Here is a 21,964-nt window from a genome sequence, read left to right as displayed (position 1 = left end):
GCCCGCTGCCGAAGACCCCGACCTGTCCCGCCCGGCCCGAGGAGGACCCCGCTCATGAAGCACTACCCGCATCTCTACATAGACGGCCGCTGGGTCGAGCCGATCACTCCGCGCACCACCGACCTCATCGACCCCACGCTCGAGGAGCCCTTCGCACGGGTCGCCCTCGGCGGATCCGCCGACGCCGAGCTCGCGATCGCCGCGGCCCGGCGCGCGTTCGAGACCTACTCGCTCACCACGGTCGAGGAGCGCATCGCCCTCATCGACCGCATCATCGACGTGTACGAGGCGTACGCCGACGAGTTCTCCCAGCTCATCGCCCGCGAGGTCGGGATCCCCGTCGGCAACCGAGCCCAGGTGGCCGGCCCCGCCGAGCACATGCGGGTGGCGCGCGACATCCTCCGCGACTACCCCTTCGAGTCCCGCGTCGGGCGCGCCATCGTGCGCCGCGAGCCCGTCGGCGTCTGCGCGCTGATCTCACCGTGGAACTGGCCGGTGCAGACCGGCGTGATCAAGACGATCTACGGCCTGGCCGCCGGCTGCACCATCGTCGCCAAGCCCAGCGTCGTCTCCGCCGCCAGCGGAGCCCTCCTCGCCCGGGTGATGCACGAGGCCGGCGTGCCCGCGGGCGTCTTCAACCTCGTCAACGGCCCGGGCCGCGAGGTCGGCGACACGCTCTCGCGCCACCCCGACGTCGACATGATCTCGTTCACCGGATCCACGGCCGCCGGTGCGCAGGTCGGTGCCGCCGCCTCCGCGACGGTGAAGCGCGTGTGCCTCGAACTCGGCGGCAAGTCGGCCAACATCGTGCTGCCCGACGCCGATCTCGAGAAGGCCGCGCGCTGGAACATCCAGCGCGGCTTCTTCAACGCCGGCCAGTCCTGCCACGCCCCGACGCGGATGCTCGTGCACGAGAGCCAGATCGACGAGGTCGTCCCGTTCCTCGTCGACGAGGCCCGCCGCTTCACCCTCGGCGACCCGCTCGACGAGTCGACCACGATGGGTCCGATGGTCAGCGCGGCGCAGCGCGACTCCGTCCGCGCTCACATCCAGAGCGGCCTCGACGAGGGCGCCCGGCTCGTCACGGGCGGCCTCGACCGCCCCGAGGGCCTGGAGAGCGGCTACTTCGTGCAGCCCACGGTGTTCGTCGACGTCACGCCCGAGATGACGATCGCCCGCGAAGAGATCTTCGGCCCGGTGCTGGCCGTCATCCCCTACCGGGACGAGGAGGAGGCGGTACGCATCGCCAACGACTCCCCCTACGGACTCGCCGGCTTCGTCTTCGCCGGTGAAGCGGAGGACGCCCGCCGGATCGCGAACGGCCTCCGCGCCGGCCGCATCAGCTACAACGGCGCGGCGACCGACTCGTACGCGCCCATGGGCGGGTACAAGCAGTCGGGGATCGGCCGCTCGATGGGCCGCTTCGGGTTCGAGGAGTACCTCGAGGTCAAGTCCGAGTACGGATTCGACGACGAAGCGCAGACCCTGCCGACACCCTTCGGCTGAACGACAGACCCCACCAGGAGAGCAGCCATCATGAACGACGCCATCCCCCGCATCCTCGTCAACCGCGCGAAAGACAAGCTCGCCAGGGGCGAGACGGTCTACTCGATGACCGTCCGGCTCGTCCGGACCGTCGACATCGCCTCGATCGCCTCGACCGCCGGCTTCGACTCGATCTACATCGACCTGGAGCACAGCAGCGTCTCGCTCGAGGACGCCGGTCAGATCTGCATGGCTTGCAACGCCCTCGGAGTCACTCCGCTGGTGCGCGTCCCCGGCCTCGACGCCCCCCTCATCGCCCGGGTCATGGACTCGGGCGCGATGGGCATCATCCTGCCCGGCGTGCAGTCGGCCGACGAGGCGCGCGCGCTGGTGCGCGCCGTGAAGCACGTGCCGGTCGGCGAGCGCTCGCTGGCCGGTGCCGCTCCGCAGCTGAACTACCGGGCCTTCCCGCCCGAGCAGGTCATCCGCGAGCTCGACAGCGCCTCCCTCGTGGTCGCGATGATCGAGTCGCGCGCGGGCCTGGAGGCGGTGGAGGAGATCGCGGCCGTGGACGGCGTCGACATGCTGCTGGTCGGTGCGAACGACCTCAGCGTCGAGCTCGGCGTCGCCGGGCAGATGGACCACCCGTCGGTGCACGAGGCCTACCTCCGGGTGATCGCCGCCTGCACGGCGTCCGGCACCGCGATCGGCATCGGCGGACTGGGCGGATGGCCGGACCTCATCGAGAAGTACCTCGGTCTCGGTGCGAGCTACGTCTCGACCGGCAACGACATCTCGTTCCTCCTCGGCGCGGCGACCGCAAAGCGCCGGCAGTTCGAGGACCGGGCATGACCGGCGGAGCGCGCGCATGAAGATCTGCGTCTACGGCGCGGGAGCGGTCGGCGGCCACATCGCCGGTCGGCTCGCCTCGAGCTCGGCCGTGGTCTCGCTGATCGCGCGGGGCGAGAGCCTCGCCGCGATCCGCGAGAACGGACTGCGGGTCGAGACGCGCGACGGCACTCTGCTGTCGCATCCGCTCGCCACCGACCGGCCCGAGCAGCTGGAGCCGCAGGACGTCGTCGTCGTCGCCGTGAAGGCCCCGGCGCTGCCGAGCATCGCCGAGAAGCTCGCGCCCCTGCTCGCGAGCGACGGCCTCGTGCTGTTCGTGACGAACGGGGTGCCGTGGTGGTACTTCCGCTCGCACGGCGGCCCCCTCGACGGGACGCCGCTCCCCCGTCTCGATCCGGACGGCGTTCTCGGCACGCGCCTCGCCGCCGAGCAGGTCGCCGGAGCGGTCGCGTACACCGCCTGCACGACTGTCGCTCCGGGCGTCATCCGCGCCGAGAACCCGCGCAACCGCCTCCTGATCGGCCGCCCCGACGGCCAGGACGATCCACGTCTGACCGCACTCGCCTCGGCCTTCGACGGCAGCGGTCTCGACGTGTCGACCACACCGGTGATCCGCGACGCGGTCTGGGGCAAGCTGGTGATGAACATGATCGGAGGGTCACTGGGCGTGCTCACCGCCTCCGCCATGCAGGACGCCCTCGCCGCCCCCGCCGTCGCCGCTCTCGCCGAGACGATGGCCGCGGAGGCGCGCGCCCTCGCGCGCGCACTCGGCTGCGATGCGGGCGACACCGACGAGGGACTCGCCCGGCTGAAGACCTCGCACCACGTGCAGAGCGTCGTGCAGGATCTGCTGTCCGATCGCGCGATGGAGGTGGACGCCCTCTTCCGCGTCCCCCTCGAGCTCGCCGATCTCGCGGGGGTCGAGACCCCCGCCCTCTCGCTCGTCGTCGAGCTCGCGACCCAGCGGGCCCGCGCGGCCGGCCTCTACCGCGACGCCGTCCCGGCGTGACCGCTTCCCGTCCGATCGAAGGAGATCACATGATGACCGAGAAGATCTGCGCATGAAGGCCGTCGTGTTCCTCGGCGAGGGCGAGCTGGAGCTGCGCGAGTACCCCGATCCGGTCCCCGGGCCGGACGAGGTCGTCCTCCGCATCAAGGCGTCGGGGATGTGCGGGAGTGACCTGCACCACCTCCGCGGCCCGCGCCGCTCCCCCGCCGAGCAGGTCATCGAGGGCCACGAGCCGTGCGGGGTCGTCGAGCTCGTCGGCGACGCAGTGCGGCCGAGCGAGGCCCGAGTGGGCGACCGCGTCATGGTGCACCACTACGACGGCTGCCGCACCTGCCGGTTCTGCCGCTCGGGCTGGACCCAGTACTGCACCAACGGACGCACCGTGTTCGGCGGTCTCGACGGCGACGGCGCGCACGCGGACCTCATGAAGGTGCCCGCGCACACGCTCATCCGCCTTCCCGACTCGCTCTCCTTCACCACCGGGGCCGCGATCTCGTGCGGCACCGGAACCGCCTGGGGCGCCCTGAAACGCGTTGAGCTGAGCGCCGACGAGACGGTGGTGGTCTTCGGGCAGGGCCCCGTCGGGCTCAGCTGCACGATGCTGGCGAAGGCGCTCGGCGCTCGGGTGATCGCGGTCGACGTCGACGCCTCCCGCCTGGCGATGGCCGCGTCGTTCGGCGCGGACCACCTGGTCGACTCGAGCGCGACCGACGCCGTGGCCGCGATCCGCGAGCTCACGCGCGACGGCGCGGGCGCGGACAAGGCGATCGAGTGCAGCGCCGTCTCGGCCGTGCGCCGTCAGGCGATCCAGTCGGTGCGCCCCTGGGGCACCGCCTGCATGGTCGGCGTCTTCGGCTCGTTCGAGTTGGACAGCGACGAGCTGATCCACCGGCACAAGACGGTCCTCGGCTCTCTCACCTTCAGCAAGAACCAGCAGGAGGAGTGCGCGCTCTTCGTCGCCGAGCGCGGCCTGGACGTCGAATCGCTCTTCACCGACGATTTCCGGTTGGCGGACGCCGAGCGCGCCTACGACCTCTTCGACCGCCGCCAGATCGGCAAAGGCGTCTTCCTCTTCGATTGAACGAGGTTCCCGATCACTGCGAAAGGACTGTCATGACCACCACCCACGGCGACTTCCCCCTCGGCGACGAGGCTCGCCGCTTCCTCGAGCGTCCCGAGCACTTCCTCGTCATCGACGGCCGACTGGTCCCCGCGGCGTCGGGGCAGACTCTGTCCACCGTCTCCCCCTCGAGCGGAGAGGTGCTCGCGCGCTTCTCGTCGGGGGACGCCTCCGACATCGATCGCGCGGTCGCGGCCGCACGCTCCGCGTTCGAGGGCGAGTGGAGCACCTGGACCCCCTACCAGCGCCAGGAGCTCCTCCACCGAGTCGCCGCCACACTGGAGGAGCGGTTCGAGGAGCTGGCTCAGATCGAGTCGCTCGACATGGGCTCGCCGATCGCGCGGGTGCGGGCCTCGAAGGCGACCATGAAGAAGATGCTCGCCTTCTTCGCTGCCCAGGCGTTGACGATCTCGGGCGAGACGCTGATGAACGGTCTACCGGGCGACGTCGCCACGATGACCTTCAAGGCGCCGGTCGGCGTGATCGGCGGGATCATTCCGTGGAACGGACCGTTGAACAGCCAGCTCTGGATCATCGGCGCGGTCCTCGCCACCGGCTGCACCGCCGTGCTGAAGCCCGCGCAGTACGCGTCGCTGTCGGTGCTGCGGGTGGCCGAGATCCTCCTCGAGGCCGGCGTCCCCGCCGGCGTCGTGAACGTCGTCACCGGCCGAGGCAGCGAGGCGGGCACCGCGCTCGCGGCGCACCTGGACGTCGACCGGGTGGCCTTCACCGGCTCGACCGAGACGGGGCGGCGGATCATCGAGGCGTCCACCTCGAACATCAAGAAGCTCCAACTCGAACTGGGCGGCAAGTCGGCCGACATCGTCTGCGCCGATGCCGACCTCGACACCGCCGTGCCGGCCGTGGCCATGGGCGTCTTCGCGAACTCCGGGCAGATCTGCTACGCCGGCACCCGCGTGCTCGTCCAGCGCTCGATCGTGGACGAGTTCACGAAGCGGCTGCTGGCCTACGTCAAGGGCCTCCGCGTCGGGCACAGCCTCGACGACTCCGCCGCCCTCGGGCCGGTCATCTCGGAGTCGCAGCTGGACACCGTGCTGTCCTACGTCGAGATCGGCGTCGCGGAGGGAGCCGAGCTCCTCTCCGGAGGCAACCGCCTGACGGAAGGACTGGGGAACGGCTACTTCATGGAGCCGACGGTGTTCGGCGGAGTATCCAACAGCATGCGAATCGCGCAGGAGGAGATCTTCGGCCCGGTGCTGTCCATCCTGCCTTTCGACGACGTCGACGACGCCGTCGCCATCGCCAACGACAGCGAGTACGGCCTCGGCGGAGCGGTGTGGTCCCAGAGCATCTCCACCGCGCTGCGCGTCGTCCGCGGAGTGCACACCGGAACCATGTGGGTGAACTGCTATGGACTCGTCGACCCCATGGTGGGGTTCAGCGGCACGAAGACCAGCGGGTACGGAGCGAAGGGGACCGCTGCGCACCTCGACACCTACCTCTACACGAAGAGCGTCTACATCCAGCTCTGACCCGCCTCGCGAGGGCCGGCACGTCCGCCGTCAGTCGGATCGGTCTGAGCGCTCACGGAATTGTAAAATCCAATACTGCGGGATATTCTTATCCCGTCGTGAATCAAAGGAGATCACCGTGGCCAAGAAGATCGCAATCCTGCACACGAGTTTCGTGTTCGTCTCCGTGGAGCCGGTGATCAACGACCTGATCGCCGAGCTGATCCCGGACGCCGAGGTGATGCACTTCGTCGACTCCGACGTCCTCGCCACAGTCGTCCGCGAGCAGGGCATCTCCCCCAAGAGCGAGGCCCGCATGGTGCACCTGGCTCAGGCCGCCGAAGAGGCGGGCGCCGACATCATCTTCTCGGCGTGCTCCTCCCTCGGCCCGGCGCTCGACATCGCCGCGCAGAACGTGCACACGCCCGTCGTCAAGATCGACGAGGCGATGGCGTTGCGAGCCGCCCGCGAGGGCACCAGCATCGGCGTTCTCGCCACGGTGCCGACCACACTGGGGCCGACCTCCGACCTCATCCAGGCGGCGGCCGACGGCATCGAGCGGAGCATCACCATCGAGCAGCGCCTCTGCGACGGCGCCTTCGCGATCCTGATGTCGGGCGACCGCGACGCGCACGACGCCCTGATCATCGAGCAGGCCGTCGACCTCGCGAAGTCGGTCGACCTGATCGTCCTGGCGCAGGCGTCGATGTCGCGCCTCGCGGGCGTACTCGAGGAGAGGACCGGCCTGACGGTGCTCTCGAGCCCGCGCATGGGCGTCGACTACCTCGCGCAGCGCGTCTCCGAACTCGCCGTCTGATCCGACGTCGCCTCGACCTCCCGGCGCCGCGCACAGCCGCGCGAGTGCTTCCCGTTCCAAGAAGGGCACACCCATGACCACGTCAGAGCAGTTCAGCGGCACCGTCGCGTTCATCACGGGCGGAGGGTCGGGCATCGGCCGGGCGACGGCTCTCGCCTTCGCAGAGGCGGGCGCCGACGTCGCCATCGCCGACCGGAGCGAGCAGTCGCTGCGGGAGACGGCCACCCTGATCGAGGCCACCGGCCGCCGCGCGCACACCGCACTCTGCGACGTGTCCGACAGCGCCTCCGTCGAGAGCGCGGTGAACTCGACCGTCGCCGCACTGGGACGCCTCGACTACGGCATCAACAACGCGGGTGTCGAGCAGGCGCCCTCCTCGCTCACCGAGACCAGCGACGAGGAGTGGGACCGCCTCATGAGCATCAACCTCCGCGGCGTCTTCGTCTCGATGAAGCACGAGGTCATCGCGATGGGCGAGAGCGGCGGAGCCATCGTCAACATCTCGTCCGGCGCCGGAGTCGTGGGCATCAGCGGTCAGGCCGCGTACTGCGCGACCAAGTGGGGGCTCATCGGCCTGACCAAGGCGGCCTCGCTCGACTACGCGGCACGCGGCATCCGGATCAACGCGATCTGCCCCGGCATCATCGAGACCCCGATGATGGACCGCTTCTCCGGTGGCACGCCCGAGGGTCGGGCCCGCGTGATAGCGCAGGAGCCGATCGGCCGGATGGGGCGACCCGAGGAGATCGCCTCGGCGATCCTCTGGCTGTGCTCGGATCTCGGAGGCTTCACGCTCGGGCACGCGCTCGTCGTCGACGGCGGCCAGACGGTGGGCATCTGATGGCGGACCGGAGCTCGTCGCCGAACCGCCGGGTGATCGTCGGACTCGACGCGAGCGGCCGGTCGACCGTGGTCGCCGATGCCTCCGATCTGCCGATCGTCCGCCCGTCCTCGACGGTCGAGCTCCAGGAGGTGTGGCGGCAGGACTCCGTTCCCGCGCGCCTCGACGACGGTACCGACCCGAGGCGCGAGGGCGCACTCCCGGCACCGCCGCACGGAGCCGTGGTGCGGATCCTGACGATCGAGCCCTTCAGCGGACCGTCGACGGAGTGGGTCGCCGACCTGCACTACGACGACTCCCTCCACATCATCACGATGACGTCGGGCCTGCTCGACATCGTGCTGGAGGACGGCGATGTCTCGCTGGCCCCCGGCGACAGCATCGTGCTGCCGGCGAGCATGCACGACCTGCGCAACACCTCCGGCGAGGCGGCGACCTTCGTGTACACGTCCTTCCCCCTCGAGCGCCAGCTCTCCCACTCCTGAAAGGCAGGGTCACCGTGCGCGCGCGTCCGGAAACGACGAAATTGCTGACCGAGTACTACGCGGCGATGGAGGCGAACGATCCCGAGCGGTTCGGCTCCTACTACGCCGACGACATGACGCTGACCTTCAACAGCGACCCCGAGATCCGAGGACGGGAGCGCATCATGTCGGCCTTCAGCGCCATGCTCGACCGGGTGGTCTCGCTGGGCCACGATCTCGTGAACGCCTGGGAGGAGGACGACGGCGTCGTCTTCTTCGAGTCAATGGGACGATGGACGCTGCACAACGGCGTGATCCTCGAGGTCAAGGCCGCGTCGCGGATCACGATCGTCGACGGGCGGTTCACCGACCAGCGGATCTTCGTCGATAACGCACGGGTCGACGAAGCGCTCCTCCAGGAGCTCCGGGCCTCTCGGGCCGCGACCCTCGACGCGGGCTCGCACCGCTCACTCCGCTCCCGCTTGATCGTCACCGGCGTGGACGACGACGGCCGGTCGGTGTTCCTCAGCGATGAGCCGACCAGCGACCGCCTGGTCGGCGACGGCTACACCCGCAACCAGCTGTGGCAGGGGCTCGAGGTCCCGACACCGGTCACAGCACCCAACGGTCCCGGCGACGCCTCGGTGATCCCCCCGCCCCCGAACGGCTACGGCTACGACATCACCGCGTTCGCCCCCGACAGCGAGTGGGACTACGAGGCCGGATACGCGCGGCTCCTCGCGCAGTCCGGAGTGACGCCGGAGCCGGGCGATGCGCCGGGCATGCACACCACCGAGACGATCGACATCGTCTCGGTGATCTCCGGAGAGGTGCACCTGCTCGTCGACGAGGGCGAGAAGCTCCTGCAGGCGGGCGATACCACGGTCATCCGCGGCGTCAAGCACGCGTGGAGCAACCGGAGCGACCAGCCGTGCGTCATCTCGGCGGTCCACATCAGCGCAGTGCGCTGATCCAGCCTCTCAGCAGTCCTCAGTTCGAAGGAATGACCATGATCACCGAATCGGCAGCGCTCGCCGGCTACCCCGCGAACTCGCCCGTGGACGCGGAGGAGGTGAGGAGCGCGGTCGAGGCGTCTGGCCGTGTGCTTGTCGTCCTCGATGACGACCCGACCGGAACCCAGTCGGTCGCCGACCTGCCCGTCCTCATGCAGTGGGAGACGAGCGACTTCCATTGGGCTCTGGGCCTGGGACGTCCCGCCGTGTACGTGTTGACGAACACGCGGAGCCTCGACGCCGCCACCACCGCTCGCCGCACTCGCGAGATCGTGCGCAATGCGAGCCTCGCCGCCTCAGAGCTCGGACTCCGGCTCGCCTTCGTGAGCCGGGGCGACTCCACCCTCCGAGGTCACTTCCCGCTCGAGACGGACGTGATCGCGGACAGCCTTCGAGAGCTCACGGGCACGGAGATCGACGCGATCATCCTGGTCCCCGCCTTCCCCGATGCGGGGCGGATCACGATCGGCGGCATGCACTACATGCGCAGCGCCGAGGGCCTCCTTCCGATCGCCGAGACCGAGTTCGCCCGCGATGCGACGTTCGGGTACCGCAGCTCCGATCTCCGCGACTACGTCGCCGAGAAGACCGAGGGCCGCACGGCTGCCGAGGACGTCGTCCTGCTCGATCTCACGACGGTGAGGTCGGGACCCGAGGCTGTCGCCGCAGGACTGGCGGGGCTGACCGGGAGGACTCACGTCGTCGTCGACATCGTGACCGAGGACGATCTCCGCTCACTCGCGCTGGGACTCGAACGCGCCGAGCAGAGGGGGCTCGACCTGCTGTACCGAGTCGGCCCTCCGTTCGTGCGCGCCCGGGTGGGTCAGGAGGTCCATGCGCCTCTGACATCGGACGATGTCTACGGTTCCGCGGGAAGCGACGCCGTCGGAGGGCTGATCGTGGTCGGCTCCCACGTCGGACTGACCTCGCGGCAACTCGCCGCTCTGGGGCGCAGCGAGCACATCGAGGCGACGCTCGAGGTGGACATCGCGGCAGTGCTCGACCCCGACCGGGTCGACGATCACGTCGACGCGATCGTGAGCAGTGCGAGCGACGCCCTCGGTCGGGGAGACGTCGTCGTCCACACGAGTCGCACCCTCGTCCGGACGGACGACCCGGAGGAGAGCCTGGACATCTCCCGCCGGGTCTCCGCTGCGGTGGTCCTGGTCGTGCAGCGGGTCCTCGAGGCCCGCGCGCCGCGCTTCGTGATCGCGAAGGGCGGCATCACATCGAGCGACGTGGCCGCCTTCGGTCTCTCGATCCGCCATGCGATCGTCCGCGGCCCCATGCTTCCTGGTCTGGTGTCGCTCTGGGAGCCGGCCGACGGACCAGCCACAGGAATCCCCTATGTCGTGTTCGCGGGCAATGTCGGCGACGACGGATCCCTCGCAACGGTCGTCAGCACTCTGACGCATCGTCCCGGCGCAAGATGACCGTCGCTCCCCGCGGGGGAGGTGAGGCCGAAGGGCCGCCCTGCTGCGGGGAGCGCTGCCGAGCGCCGACCCTCGATCGACCCAGCGCGTCCTCCCAGGAATCTCCTCTCACCCTCCGAACCAAGGACGTTGACAAGTCCCACAGTGCGGGATATCTTCACTCTCAAGCAGTGGAGCTTCGCGGTGACCGGGAGACCGGACGCAGCCGATCATGCTGCGCAGAGACCTCACCCCGCGCCCTCGTCCGAGGGGGCGGATCCCCTCAGACCGCTGGAGGCACCGGTGCCACTCGCCGAGAACGATCGCAGCTTCGACATCGAGCTGGCTACGGTACCGACCGTCCACCGGACGAACCAGCGCTGGCTGACCGACCTGAAGTACCGCCTCCCGACGCGCTACCTCGCCGCCTGGGCCGCCCTGGCGCTCCTGGTCGTCGTCGCCGCGGCCTTCGCACCGTCGAGCATGCGCGGACCGTCCATCTCGGTGGTCACGGCGCTCGCGGGAATCCTCACCCTGGCCGCACTCGGCCAGATGCTGATCCTCATGATCGGCGGGCTCGACCTCTCTGTGCCGGCCATGGTCGCCATCTCGGCCGGCATCATCGTGCGCTACGGAGTCCCCGGCGCGAACCTGCCCGTCGTGATCGTCCTCGCCCTGGCCGTCGCTGTCGCCTTCAGCCTGGTCAACGGCGTGCTGATCTCCCTGCTCCGGCTGAACTCGCTGATCGTGACGCTCGGCACCCTGGGCATCGCGTCAGGTGGGATCGGGCTGTGGACGGGCGTCTCCTTCTCGATCACCGGCGCCGCACCGGCCGCGCTGACCGACTTCGCCCGCACCTCCTTCTTCACCGTCAACGTCTGCTTCCTCGTCGCGATCGTGGTCGCGGTGCTGCTCGGACTCGGCCTCTCCCGCACTCGAGCAGGACGCATGGTGGGCGCCGTCGGCGCCAACCGGCGCGCCGCGCGCACACTCGGCGTGCACGTCCTCGCGATCGAGCTCGGCGTCTTCGCACTCGCCGGACTGCTCTACGGGTCGGCCGGCGTCCTCGTCGCCTCGTTCATCGGCACCCCTGACACCTCGATCGGAACCCCCTACCAGCTGGCGACCGTCACGGTCGCCGCGATCGCCGGAGTCGCTATGAACGGAGGCCCCGGCAGCGTCGCCCCGGTCATCGCCGCGAGCGTCTTCCTCCAGCTCCTCGACCAGGTCATCGCGATCGCCGGGCTCCCCACCGGAGTCGGGACGATCTTCCAGGGCGTATCCCTGGTCGTGGCCGTCGCAGCGATCGCGATCTGGCGGGCGCTGGACACGGGAGCACGCCGACTCGGGCGCCTGCGCCGCACGACTTCCTGAGGTCCGCACCTCGCGGGACATCACCCTCGCCTCCTGCACCACGACACCCCCTCCCCTCTAGAGAAGAGACCCGACAATGAAGTTCACCTCTCTCGGGCAGGTACGACGCAGCCGTCGCCTCGCCCTGAGCACCCTCGCCCTCGGCGGAGCGCTCGCCCTGATCCTGACCGGCTGCTCGACCACCACGAGCAGTGGCGGCGGCGGCGGATCCGCCGAGCTGTCCGACGAGACCACGACGATCACCCCCGAGAACGTCGACCAGGAGCAGTTCGCGGCCACCATCCGCAAAGCGTTCCTCACCGATGTCCCCGTCTCCGATCTCGACCCGATCGTGGCCGATGCCCTCGCCGTCGCCTCCGAGCCGCTGAGCGACGAGAACCAGGCCCTCTTCGAGGAGTGCCTGCGTCAGCCGGTCTGTGAGACCGGTCACGGATCGCTCAAGGTCGGCATTCCGATCTTCGTGACCGCGAACGCCTACACGAACGTCAACCGTGCGGAGACCACCGCGCAGCTGCTCGCCTACCCCGAGGTCAGCGAGATCCACTACTCCATCTCCAACGGAGACATCGCCGCGTCGATCTCGAACGTGCAGAGCCTGATCACCCAGGGCGTGGACGTGATCATCGTCGACCTCGCGCTCGGTGGAGCCATGAACTCGGCGCTGCAGGAGGCCGCAGACGCGGGCATCACCATCGTCAACGTCAACACGCCGGTGTCCGAGGACACGTCGACACTACTGACGACCGACTTCCCCACCGGCCTCTGCCAGACCTACACCAACGGCGTCGAGGCGCTCACGAGCTCGATCACCGAGCCGTCGACGTACATGCTCTTCACCGGCATCGCCGGCAACGACAACGCCGGCGCCTGGCAGCCATGCGCGCGCGAGGCCTTCAACGCGGCCGGCTGGACAGAGCTCCCCGGCGGATTCACCAACTGGAACTCGCAGGGCGAGGCCCAGGCCGCGAACGCCCTCCGCGCCTCCGGCCAGGTCCCCGGTGCGATCGTGTACGACTTCTCCGCCGACCGTCTCGTCCAGCCGTTCATCGACGCCGGGGAGACCCCGCCGGCCGTCATCTCGGGCGTCTCGACCTACGCCTGGCTCACCACCGTCCAGAACGCCCAGGACGCGGGCGTGCAGCTCGACTCCTGGGTCTCGAACGGACACGTCTGGTTCGGCCGCCTCGCGGTGACCGCCGCGATGCAGCTCGCGCACGGCGAGGACGTCCCCGCGGAGGTGACCATCGACCTTCCGATGGCGCCCACGAGCGACATCCTCGAGACGGACTGGCAGGACATCCCCGCCGACGCCATCATCTCGAGCCTGCTCACCAACGACCAGATCTCGCAGGCGCTCGCCGCCAACTGACCGGGCGTCACCTGCACTCCCCTGGTGCGGGGTCCTGAATCCCCGGGCCCCGCACCACCCCACTCCGGTCCTCGACCACCACGTCCTCCTGAAAGGTCCCGCCCATGGCCGACACCCTGTCGACACCGCTGCAGGCAACGCCGAACCTCACGGTCCCGGCGCTCTCCCTCCGCGGGGTCACGAAGACCTACCCGGGCGTGAAGGCCCTCGACCAGGTCGACTTCGAGTGCCGTCCCGGCGAGGTCCACGCTCTGGTGGGCGAGAACGGGTCGGGCAAGTCGACCCTGATCAAGGTCGCGTCCGGCGTGCTCACCCCCGATTCGGGAGAGGTGCGCATCGGCGGGGAGGTCTCGACCGGGAGCGGCGTGAAGCGCGCCCGGATCCTCGGACTCGGTACCGCCTACCAAGACACCTCGCTCGTGCACGAGCTCTCGGTCGCCGACAACATCGCCCTGTCGTACAACGCTATCGGGAAGCCCTGCCCCGATGATCTCGTGTCGATCCTCGGGACGTACGCGGCACCCTTCGCGCCGTCCGACATCGTCGACGACCTCGGCCCCGGCTCCCGGCAGCTGCTCGAGGTGATCCGGGCCATGATCCAGAAGCCGCACGTGCTGATCCTCGACGAGCCCACCGCCGCGCTCGACATGAACCTCGCCGCGCACCTCGAGCACCTCATCCAGCTCTGCCGCAAGGAGGGCATGGCGATCATCTACGTCAGCCACCGGCTAGCCGAGGTCCGTCGTCTCGCGGACCGCCTGACCGTCATCCGCTCCGGCGTCATCCAGGGCACCTACGACGCCGACGACTGGGACGTCGACACGATCGTCGAGCTGATGGTGGGCGTTCCCGCCGACCTGAAGTTCCCCGACCGTCTGGCGGTCCCGAGTGAGAAGAACCGCCTCGAGGCACGCGAGCTCACGGGCCCGGGATACGGCCCCGTGTCGTTCACGGTGCGCGGGGGCGAGATCGTCGGTTTCGCCGGCGCCGAGGGCAACGGGCAGCGCGCCCTGCTCCGCGGGGTCATCGGCCTCGAGTACGACAGCGGCGAGATCCTCGTGGACGACTCGGAGCTGTCCTCTCCCAGCCCCTCCTCCGCCCTCAAGGCCGGGATCAGCTTCCAGAGCGGCGATCGGGCGATCGAGTCCGTCTTCGCCCCGCTCTCGGTCATGGACAACGTCACCACTCAGCTCGGCTCCGACGCCGGCCCGGTCGGCACCGCGCCTGGAGGCCGCCTCCGCACGGCGTTCGCGGCAGCGTCGAAGCAGTTGAACATCGTCGCCGCCTCCCCCTACCAGCCGATCGGCGCACTCTCCGGCGGAAACCAGCAGAAAGCGGTCCTCGCCCGTCCGGCACTGAAGAAGCCGAAGGTCCTCATCGTCGACGAGCCCACGCAGGGCGTCGACGCCCTGGCCCGGATGGACATCTACCGCATGCTCGTCAGCGCCGCCGAGGAGGGCGTCGCCGTCGTCGTCAACTCCTCCGATGCCGGCGAACTCGCGGGACTCTGCGACCGTGTCTACGTGATGTCGCGCGGGCAGATCGTCGAAGAGATCGTCGACCCGCCGTCCGAGGCCGCGATCGTGCGCAGCTTCGTCAACACCACCGACACCGCGGCCACCCGGACGATCAGGAAGCCGACCTTCTTCGAGAAGTGGAAGGCCCGGCTGCCCATCAACGTGCCCGTGCTGATACTCGTGGCCCTCCTAGCCGTGGTCGCGATCTACACCGGCGCCAACTCAGACGTCTTCTGGAGCTCCCGCAATCTCGCGAACCTCCTTCTCGCGACCCTCCCCCTCGCGATCGTCGCCCTCGGTCAGCAGCTCGCTCTCCTCTCCGGCGGATTCGACATCTCCATCGGATCGACGATGAGTCTCACCGTCGTGGCGATGTCCTTCACACTGCCGAGCCTCGAGGGCGGTCCGATCCTCGTCACGGTGCTCGTCCTCCTCGCGATCGCGCTGGCCATCGGCGGGCTCAACGCCGTCATGGTGATCGGCCTGAAGGTCAACTCGGTCGTCGCGACGATCGGGACGCTGGGCATCGTCGCGGGAACCGCCATCGTGCTGCGTCCCCAGTCGGGCGGGATCATCGCCCCCGACCTCGGATCGCTCGTGAGCCTCGGAGTCGCCTTCGTCCCCGCCCCGTTCGCGGTCCTGGTCGCCGTGGCGATCGGCCTCGAGATCTGGCTCACCCGGAGCACCTCGGGACTCGCCCTGCGCGCCGTCGGCTTCAACGACGAGGCCAGCAGCCGGATCGGCTGGAACGTCAACGCGATCCGCTCGCGTGCCCTCATCCTCTGCGCCCTCGGCGCCGTCGTGGCCGGCGTCTTCCTCGCCTCGCAAACCGGAGTCGGGTCCAACGCCGTCGGCAGCAGCTACTCGCTCGCCTGCTTCACCGCGGTGTTCCTCGGTGGCGCGGTGATGACCGGCGGGCGCGGCTCCTTCATCGGAGCTCTGCTCGGCTCGATCTTCATCTCCCTCCTCAACAACGCGATGCCGTTCCTGAACGTGCCGCCGGCGGTCTCCCAGATGGTGAACGGAGCGATCCTGGTCGTCGCGATCTCCCTGTACGCGGTCCTCGCTCGCGCACGGGCACGCAGATGAGCACGGGCGCCCCGGCTGTGCCGACTGCTGTGGCGCCGGCTCGACTCGCGCCGGCACCGCCGATCCGGCCGACGCCCATCGGACGCGCTGCCGATCGGCCGTCGGCACAGGCGCCGTGCGCACCGGACTGCGACTACTGCCGCGGACCCGAGACCGACTGAGCACTCCGTTCTCCTCGCGAGACGGCTCTCCCGACCATCGAAGGCCGACCGGCGGGATCGGAGCGACGGCCCTCCCCCGCCGTGCGACCCGCGCCGCCGATCCGGCCCGGCGGCACGCACGCCTCCGATCACGGCCTCCTCACCACCGCCTCCGACTCCGGCCTCTGCGCCCGGGCGACGGGGCGGCGGGGCGGCGATGCCGTCGTCTCGTGGCGACGGCCGAGTGTCCCGCGTCCGTCGCCACCCTCCGCCGGACCATCGACCCGCCGGCAGCAGCGAGCGGACCGGCTGGCCGCGCCCCGGGCCGGACGTCGCGCAGCGGGCACAGGGAGATCCTCCCGTCTGCGAGTGGGCGCCTAGCGGTATCTGCACCAGCTGAGCACCCGGTCGCGTCCACTCGCTACTGCCGACGGCGACAAGGCGACGCGAGCAGGACTCCCGAGAGCGGGCGGGGCCTGTTCCGCGTCCACTCGACGCGGGCACCGCACGGGATCCGAGGCGACGTCGCCTCCTCGGGCTCCGCTCCCACGGCACACAGAACGGCCGCCCCTCGCGAGGAGGAGCGGCCGTTCGTGAGGAGACGCGGATCGCTATCCCCGACCGGGCACCGTGATCCCGTGCAGCACGCCCATGCGCTCAAAGTGGTCGTAGATGCGCTCGACGTAGGTGGCGAAGTCGGGCGATTCGACCAGCGCGAGCGGGCGCGGTCGCGGCAGGTCGACGATGATCTCATCCACGATCCGTCCCGGGCTCGGGCTCATGACCAGGATCCGGTCGGACAGACCGACCGCCTCCTCCACGCTGTGCGTGATGAAGAGGACAGTGGGCCGGTTGCGCAGCCACAGCTCCTCGAGGTCGGCGCGGACCTGCAGGCGGGTGAGAGCGTCCAGTGCCCCGAACGGCTCGTCGAGGAGCAGGACCGACGGGTCGTGCACGATCGTGCGGATCAGCGAGACGCGCTGGCGCATGCCTCCGGAGAGCTGCTTGGGGTACTTCCCCATCGCCTTCTCGATGTGCAGTTGCTTGAACAGCTCCGTGGCCTTCTCGCGCTGCGCGGCCTTGTCGAGGTGCCGCACGTCGGCCTGGATCAGAACGTTGTCCATCGCCGTGCGGAAATCGAGGAGCAGGTGGTCCTGGAAGGCGATCCCGACGTCGGTGAACGGCTTCGTGATCGGTGCGCCACCGATCGTGATCTCGCCGTTCGAGCGCGAGAGCAACCCGGCGACCATCAGCATCAGCGTGCTCTTGCCGCATCCGGACGGCCCGACGATGGAGACGAACTCCCCGGGCCCGATGTCGACGGAGACGGTGTCGAGAGCTTGGAACGGCTTCGCCGAATCGAGGCCGAAGGTCTTCGAGACGCCCTCGATCGAGATCGGGAGACCGACGGTCGTCGAGGTGCTGGAGGGTGAGGTCACGAGCTGAGCCTTTCTGCTTGCAGGAGCGGGGAAGTCGGGGAACCGGGCCGGTGGCCGCGAGAGCTGCGCCTCACTGGCGCTCCGCGTCTCGCGGCCACCGTCGAGTGCTCTACTCGCAGCTGCGGAGGTCGTCCTCCGCCGGCAGGTAGTCGTAGCTCGTGTAGGTGGCGGGATCGAGCGGTGCGTCGAGCAGACCCGCACGAACCATCAGTTCGTTGCTGGTCGTCCAGCGCTCCGGAGCGGCCTCACCGACGTGCGTCGCCTCGGCCGCGCAGAGCAGGGGCAGGAGGAATTCGAGCTCGGCGCGCGCGTTCTCCTCGACACTGTCCGGCTGGAGCTCCTGGATCGCGTCGAGCGCGCGCTGCGGGTCGTCGAGCGCCTCGCCCCATCCGTCGAGACTCGCGGCCACGACGGCCCGCACGGTGTCGGGCTGCTCGTCGAGGAAGCTCTGCGTCGTGAAGATCGAGTGCGCCACGAGCGTGACACCGTAGTCGCCGAACAGGAACTCGTCGAAGTCGGCGTCGAGGTTCGTGAGCGAGACGTTCGAGTCCTGGCCGCCGACGATGGCGTCCACGTTGCCCTGGAGCAGCGACGGGACCATCGATTCGAAGGGCACGTTCGCGATCGTCACGTCGTCCTCGGACAGACCGTTCTGCTCGAGGAACAGCGGGAAGAGGAACGAGAACGCACCGCCCTGCGGCACGGCGACCGTCTTGCCCCGGAGGTCTTCGACGGACTCGATGCCCTCGTCCGTCAGAGCCTGCAGTGCGGTGTTGGTCACCTGGTTGATCGTGGACACCACGACCAGCGGGGCACCCTGAGCGACGGCCTGGGCGATCGCTGTCGCGTCGGCGACACCGACGTCGGCCTGGCCGCTGGACACCAGCTGCACTGCGGTACCCGAGCCGGTGCCCTGCTCGACCTGCAGATCGAGTCCGGCGTCCTCGTACAGGCCGTCCGTCTCGGCAAGGGCGAACCCCGCCGTGGAGGCGGACCAGGCCCAGTGCAGCTGGAGACTGGCCGACATGGTCGGCTCCGGCGCGTCACCGCCCGATCCGGAGTCGTCCGCGGGCGTGCTCGCGGAGCAGCCGGCGAGCAAGAGCGCCGCCGCCGCTGCTGCGGCCAGGCTGGGAATGCTTCGTCGCATGGGAAGACCTTTCATCGTCGGCATCCGGAGCGGGCGGGACCACCCGCCTCGATCGGTGCCTGAGCTTCTGGGGAGACGCGACCGGAACGGCTCCGGTCGCGAGGACTACTTCTCGAGGCTTCCGCGCTGCCAGGGCGTCAGCAGCCACTCGATGAACTCGAGGAGGTAGTTGATGACGATGCCGATCACCGTGAGGATCACGAGAGTCGCGAACATGTACTCGGTGTCCAAGGCACTGCTGGCTCGCAGCAGGGCGTAACCGAGTCCGCTGTTCGACCCGAGGAACTCGGCGACCAGAGCACCCGTGATGGCGAGCGTCGCCGACGTCTTGATCCCCGAGAAGATCACGGGGAGGGCGGCGGGGAACCGCAGCGACCAGAAGGTCTGCCAGCGGCTGGCTCCCATGGACTTCGTCAGGTAGAGCAGGCGCTCGTCCAGGATCGAGAATCCGCTGACGCTGGCCAGCAGCACGGGGAAGAACGTGATGAGGACGACCAGCACGATCTTCGTCTCGGGCCCGAATCCGAGCCAGACCAGCAGCAGCGGTGCGATCGCGATCTTCGGGATCAGCTGCAGGACCATCACCGGCGGGTAGAGCGTCTGCTTCGCGGCGCGGGAAAGAGCGATGACGAGACCGAGGGGTATGCCGATCGCGATGCTCAGAACGAAGCCGACGACGATGGCCGTGAGGGTGGCCTGAGTGTGCCGCCAGAGGCTGTCCGCGTCCTCGAACAGTCTGGTGAAGACATCGACGGGTCCGGGGAGCAGGTACGTCGGAATGGCGAAGATCTCGACGACCGCCGCCCACGCGACGAGGATCGCGAGGAACACCAGCGGCGGGACCATGGCCCAGGCCACCGATCGAGTGCGACGCCGGGTGCGAGCGCTCGACCGCCGGCTCGCCTCGATCCGGTCCTCTCGGGTCTGGGTGGCGACCATGCCGGTCGCGGCAGTGCCGGGGCGATCGTCTGCGGCGCGTTGCGTGATAGGCATGGGCTCTCTCCTCATCGATTCGAGCGTCGTCCTCGTCGATGAGTCCGGCCCCGCGATCCACCGGCCGTCTCCGGATCAGCGCCAGCGGCTCCCGGAGCGGGAACGACGTCGTCGATCGCTCGATCACGTCGTGATCGAGGAGAGGAGTCGGGTGGTGGAGCGCAAGGGGGACGCGTCGACGCCAGGAGAGCGTCGTTGCTTCGGTCCTGCGGTAGGAACAACAATATCCGGCATTGTGGGACTTAGTCAACACTTGCTCGGCATTCCTCGCATCTCGAACCCCGGCGCTCGGATCGACCCACCACGGAGCACACACGGGAACGAGGAGGGCTCAGAGGTTCTGCGTGAAGAACTCCGTGAGCTTGTCCCACGGAATCAGATCGGCGCGGTCGTAGAGGTCCACGTGGCCCGCTCCCGGCACGATGTAGAGCTCCTTCGGCTCTGCAGCACGCTGATACGCGTCCTCGCTGAAGTAGCGCGAGTTGGCGATCTCCCCATGCACAAGGAGGATCGGCCGGGGCGAGATCCACTCGATGCTCTGGAACGGGTGGAAGCGCATGAGCGCCCCGTTGCTCGTGAGCGACATCTCGGTCGTCGACCGCGGGTGCTGCCCGCGCGGCGTGCGGTAGTAGTCGTAGAACTCCCGAGCGACCGCGGGCGAGTCGGCGGTGATCGTCTCCGGAGTGCCGACCACGTACTCCGTCTCCCCGCCACGCGCCTCGGCCCACCGCTGTCGGCTCATGGCGTCTACCTGCTGGCGACGCTCCTCTTCCGTCATCGTGTCGCCGAGGCTCTGGCGCCGGTCGCGCCCCATGTCGTACATGCTGACCGTCGCGACGGCCTTCATCCGGGTGTCGGTCTGAGCGGCGGCGATCGAGAAGCCCCCGCTTCCGCAGACGCCGAGAACACCGAGTCGCTCCGCGTCGACGAGAGGGTGCAGTCCGAGGTAGTCCGCCGCAGCGCTGAAGTCCTCCACGAAGGCCTCGGGGGACGCGATGAAGTGGGGCTCTCCTCCGCTCTCGCCGTTGTAGGAGGCGTCGAAGGCCAGGGTGACGAAACCGCGAGCCGCCATCGTCTGGGCGTAGAGGCCGGAGGTCTGCTCCTTCACGCCGCCGAACGGATGACCCACGATCAGGGCGCGGGACGGGAGGGACCGCCTGGCCTCGGCAGGCGAGTAGAGGTCGCCGACGAGGGTGAGGCCGAGCCGATTCGTGAACGTGATCTTCTCGTGATCGACGGTCGGATCGCGAGGGAAGGTCTTGTCCCATTCGCCGGTGGCGGTGCGCTCGTCCGCCTCGCCGGCGTCCTCGCTGAACAGGTTCCCGAGCGCGACGGCACCGACAGCGGCGGCACCGCCCGCGCCGGCCAGAGCGAGCAGGTGCCGCCGCCTCAGGCCCCGCGTCTCATCCCGGTCGGGATCGGGGGAAGTGCCGGTGGTCGTGGTGTCGGTCATGGTGTCTCCTCGGAGATCGTCGGGACGGGCAGTGGGGGGGAGGTACCGGTCGTGCCGGGCGGCCGAGAGCATCGGCTGCACGGAGCCCACCGAAGTCGCAATGACGGACGCCAGCGAGGGGTCCGTCGAAACGGGTTCCGACAGGACCCCTCTCGTCGCCGACCCGCCGATCGCGGCAATAGCGGCGCTACGGGCGACACGGAGGGCGCCTGCCCAGACATGATCGCTGCCGCGTATTCCCAGGGCACGTTCAGCCCTGCCGTCGTACCTACCTGATCGACCTCGCTGGGGGGCTCGGACAGGACCTCCTTGATTCCTCCGATGCGGACATACGCTCCGAGCTCCCCTACCGCCCGCTCCTATCCCTAGGTGAACCATGACGATCAAGACCTCCAGCAGTGCCGTCGCTCTCGGCGCAGGCCTGCTACTCGCCCTTTCCGCTTGCTCAGCAGAGCCGGCCGGCGACGAACTCGCCCCGATTGACGGCCAGTGGCGCATGACGTCGCTTGAAGCAGGAGGAGAGGGGAACTATCTCGAAGTCCCGTACTCCGGACAGGTGATCTTCGACGGCGAACTCTTCTCGGTGCAAGCCTCGAACCCGGACGTCGCGGCGCCGGACACCTCATACACGGTCAGCGGCTACGAGGCCTACTACGGCCTTGTGGACGTCGACGAGGACGAGGGAAGCTTCACCGTCGAAGTGGAGAACGCCCTCGCCCGCGACCTCGTCGGACAAACCCTGGAACGCAGGTTCGAGGTCGACGGGGACACGCTGGTCCTCACTCCTGCGGACCCCTCCGAGGGATGGCGCGTGACGTACGAGCGCTCGAACGCCGAGTAGGCCCTCTTCCTTCGGCTGCCTTCCCGACGCCGGGGTGGGCCGCCCTGCGAGCGGCGGTCCGCCCCGACCGCGCCGACAGCAGCGCTGGACGGGCATCGAGTCCACCGCGGAGACCTGTGT

18 protein-coding genes are annotated in these 21,964 nt (G+C 69.3%); 14 read left to right on the top strand and 4 right to left on the bottom strand.

Going from position 1 to position 21,964, the window contains the following annotated elements:
- Positions 1–54: 54 nt before the first annotated feature.
- The 13 genes from LRG51_RS14025 (at position 55) to LRG51_RS13965 (ending at position 15,831) form a co-directional block, all read left to right on the top strand.
- The gene (locus LRG51_RS14025; protein WP_230673266.1) at positions 55–1,506 is read left to right on the top strand and encodes an aldehyde dehydrogenase family protein; all 1,452 of its coding nucleotides are present in this window, start codon (positions 55–57) and stop codon (positions 1,504–1,506) included.
- A 30-nt stretch (positions 1,507–1,536) separates the two neighbouring features.
- Entirely contained in the window at positions 1,537–2,337 is an 801-nt protein-coding gene (locus tag LRG51_RS14020) for an HpcH/HpaI aldolase family protein (protein WP_055790086.1), read from the top strand.
- 16 nt (positions 2,338–2,353) lie between these two features.
- On the top strand, positions 2,354–3,343 hold the full coding sequence (locus LRG51_RS14015; RefSeq protein ID WP_055790083.1) for a ketopantoate reductase family protein: 990 nt from the start codon (positions 2,354–2,356) through the stop codon (positions 3,341–3,343).
- A 52-nt stretch (positions 3,344–3,395) separates the two neighbouring features.
- Entirely contained in the window at positions 3,396–4,424 is a 1,029-nt protein-coding gene (locus LRG51_RS14010; protein WP_055790080.1) for a zinc-dependent alcohol dehydrogenase family protein, read from the top strand.
- 32 nt (positions 4,425–4,456) lie between these two features.
- Positions 4,457–5,956 carry an aldehyde dehydrogenase family protein gene (locus LRG51_RS14005; RefSeq protein ID WP_082481176.1) on the top strand — a complete coding sequence of 500 codons (1,500 nt, stop codon included), beginning with the start codon at positions 4,457–4,459 and terminating at the stop codon, positions 5,954–5,956.
- Positions 5,957–6,074: 118 nt separating this feature from the next.
- Entirely contained in the window at positions 6,075–6,752 is a 678-nt protein-coding gene (locus tag LRG51_RS14000; RefSeq protein WP_055790076.1) for an aspartate/glutamate racemase family protein, read from the top strand.
- Positions 6,753–6,825: 73 nt separating this feature from the next.
- Positions 6,826–7,593, top strand: coding sequence for a glucose 1-dehydrogenase (locus LRG51_RS13995; protein WP_055790073.1), 768 nt, complete (start codon positions 6,826–6,828; stop codon positions 7,591–7,593).
- Positions 7,593–8,078 carry a cupin domain-containing protein gene (locus LRG51_RS13990; RefSeq protein ID WP_055790070.1) on the top strand — a complete coding sequence of 162 codons (486 nt, stop codon included), beginning with the start codon at positions 7,593–7,595 and terminating at the stop codon, positions 8,076–8,078. Before LRG51_RS13995 ends, LRG51_RS13990 begins: the two co-directional genes overlap by 1 nt.
- A 14-nt stretch (positions 8,079–8,092) precedes the next feature.
- The gene (locus LRG51_RS13985; RefSeq protein WP_157603122.1) at positions 8,093–9,028 is read left to right on the top strand and encodes a nuclear transport factor 2 family protein; all 936 of its coding nucleotides are present in this window, start codon (positions 8,093–8,095) and stop codon (positions 9,026–9,028) included.
- Between the two features lie 38 nt (positions 9,029–9,066).
- Positions 9,067–10,503 (top strand): four-carbon acid sugar kinase family protein, encoded by a 1,437-nt coding sequence (locus LRG51_RS13980; RefSeq protein ID WP_055790065.1) that lies wholly within the window; start codon positions 9,067–9,069, stop codon positions 10,501–10,503.
- Positions 10,504–10,785: 282 nt separating this feature from the next.
- Positions 10,786–11,856: an ABC transporter permease gene (locus LRG51_RS13975; protein ID WP_055790061.1), complete on the top strand. Its 1,071-nt coding sequence runs from the start codon at positions 10,786–10,788 to the stop codon at positions 11,854–11,856.
- Positions 11,857–11,932: 76 nt separating this feature from the next.
- The gene (locus LRG51_RS13970; RefSeq protein WP_055790058.1) at positions 11,933–13,225 is read left to right on the top strand and encodes a substrate-binding domain-containing protein; all 1,293 of its coding nucleotides are present in this window, start codon (positions 11,933–11,935) and stop codon (positions 13,223–13,225) included.
- Positions 13,226–13,329: 104 nt separating this feature from the next.
- Complete coding sequence (locus tag LRG51_RS13965; RefSeq protein WP_055790055.1) at positions 13,330–15,831, top strand: ATP-binding cassette domain-containing protein; 2,502 nt, start codon at positions 13,330–13,332, stop codon at positions 15,829–15,831.
- A 751-nt stretch (positions 15,832–16,582) separates the two neighbouring features.
- On the opposite strand, the gene LRG51_RS13960 is transcribed toward LRG51_RS13965, so the two are convergent.
- The 4 genes from LRG51_RS13960 to LRG51_RS13945 all read right to left on the bottom strand — a co-directional run bounded on the left by LRG51_RS13960 (position 16,583) and on the right by LRG51_RS13945 (position 21,003).
- The gene (locus LRG51_RS13960; protein WP_230673265.1) at positions 16,583–17,410 is read right to left on the bottom strand and encodes an ABC transporter ATP-binding protein; all 828 of its coding nucleotides are present in this window, start codon (positions 17,408–17,410) and stop codon (positions 16,583–16,585) included.
- A gap of 109 nt (positions 17,411–17,519) precedes the next feature.
- Positions 17,520–18,557, bottom strand: a complete 1,038-nt coding sequence (locus tag LRG51_RS13955) for an ABC transporter substrate-binding protein (RefSeq protein ID WP_230673264.1) — start codon at positions 18,555–18,557, stop codon at positions 17,520–17,522.
- Between the two features lie 105 nt (positions 18,558–18,662).
- Positions 18,663–19,550: an ABC transporter permease gene (locus LRG51_RS13950; protein ID WP_230673263.1), complete on the bottom strand. Its 888-nt coding sequence runs from the start codon at positions 19,548–19,550 to the stop codon at positions 18,663–18,665.
- 331 nt (positions 19,551–19,881) lie between these two features.
- Positions 19,882–21,003 carry an alpha/beta hydrolase gene (locus LRG51_RS13945; protein ID WP_230673262.1) on the bottom strand — a complete coding sequence of 374 codons (1,122 nt, stop codon included), beginning with the start codon at positions 21,001–21,003 and terminating at the stop codon, positions 19,882–19,884.
- A 376-nt stretch (positions 21,004–21,379) separates the two neighbouring features.
- Here LRG51_RS13945 and LRG51_RS13940 point away from each other — a divergent pair, with 376 nt between their 5' ends.
- Positions 21,380–21,844, top strand: a complete 465-nt coding sequence (locus LRG51_RS13940) for a lipocalin-like domain-containing protein (RefSeq protein ID WP_230673261.1) — start codon at positions 21,380–21,382, stop codon at positions 21,842–21,844.
- Positions 21,845–21,964: the final 120 nt, after the last annotated feature.

The organism is Rathayibacter sp. Leaf248, from assembly GCF_920939495.1.
GTDB classification, from domain to species: domain Bacteria; phylum Actinomycetota; class Actinomycetes; order Actinomycetales; family Microbacteriaceae; genus Rathayibacter; species Rathayibacter caricis.
The sequence above is the reverse complement of the archived record's forward strand: the minus strand, read 5'-3'. Positions and strand labels throughout refer to the sequence as shown.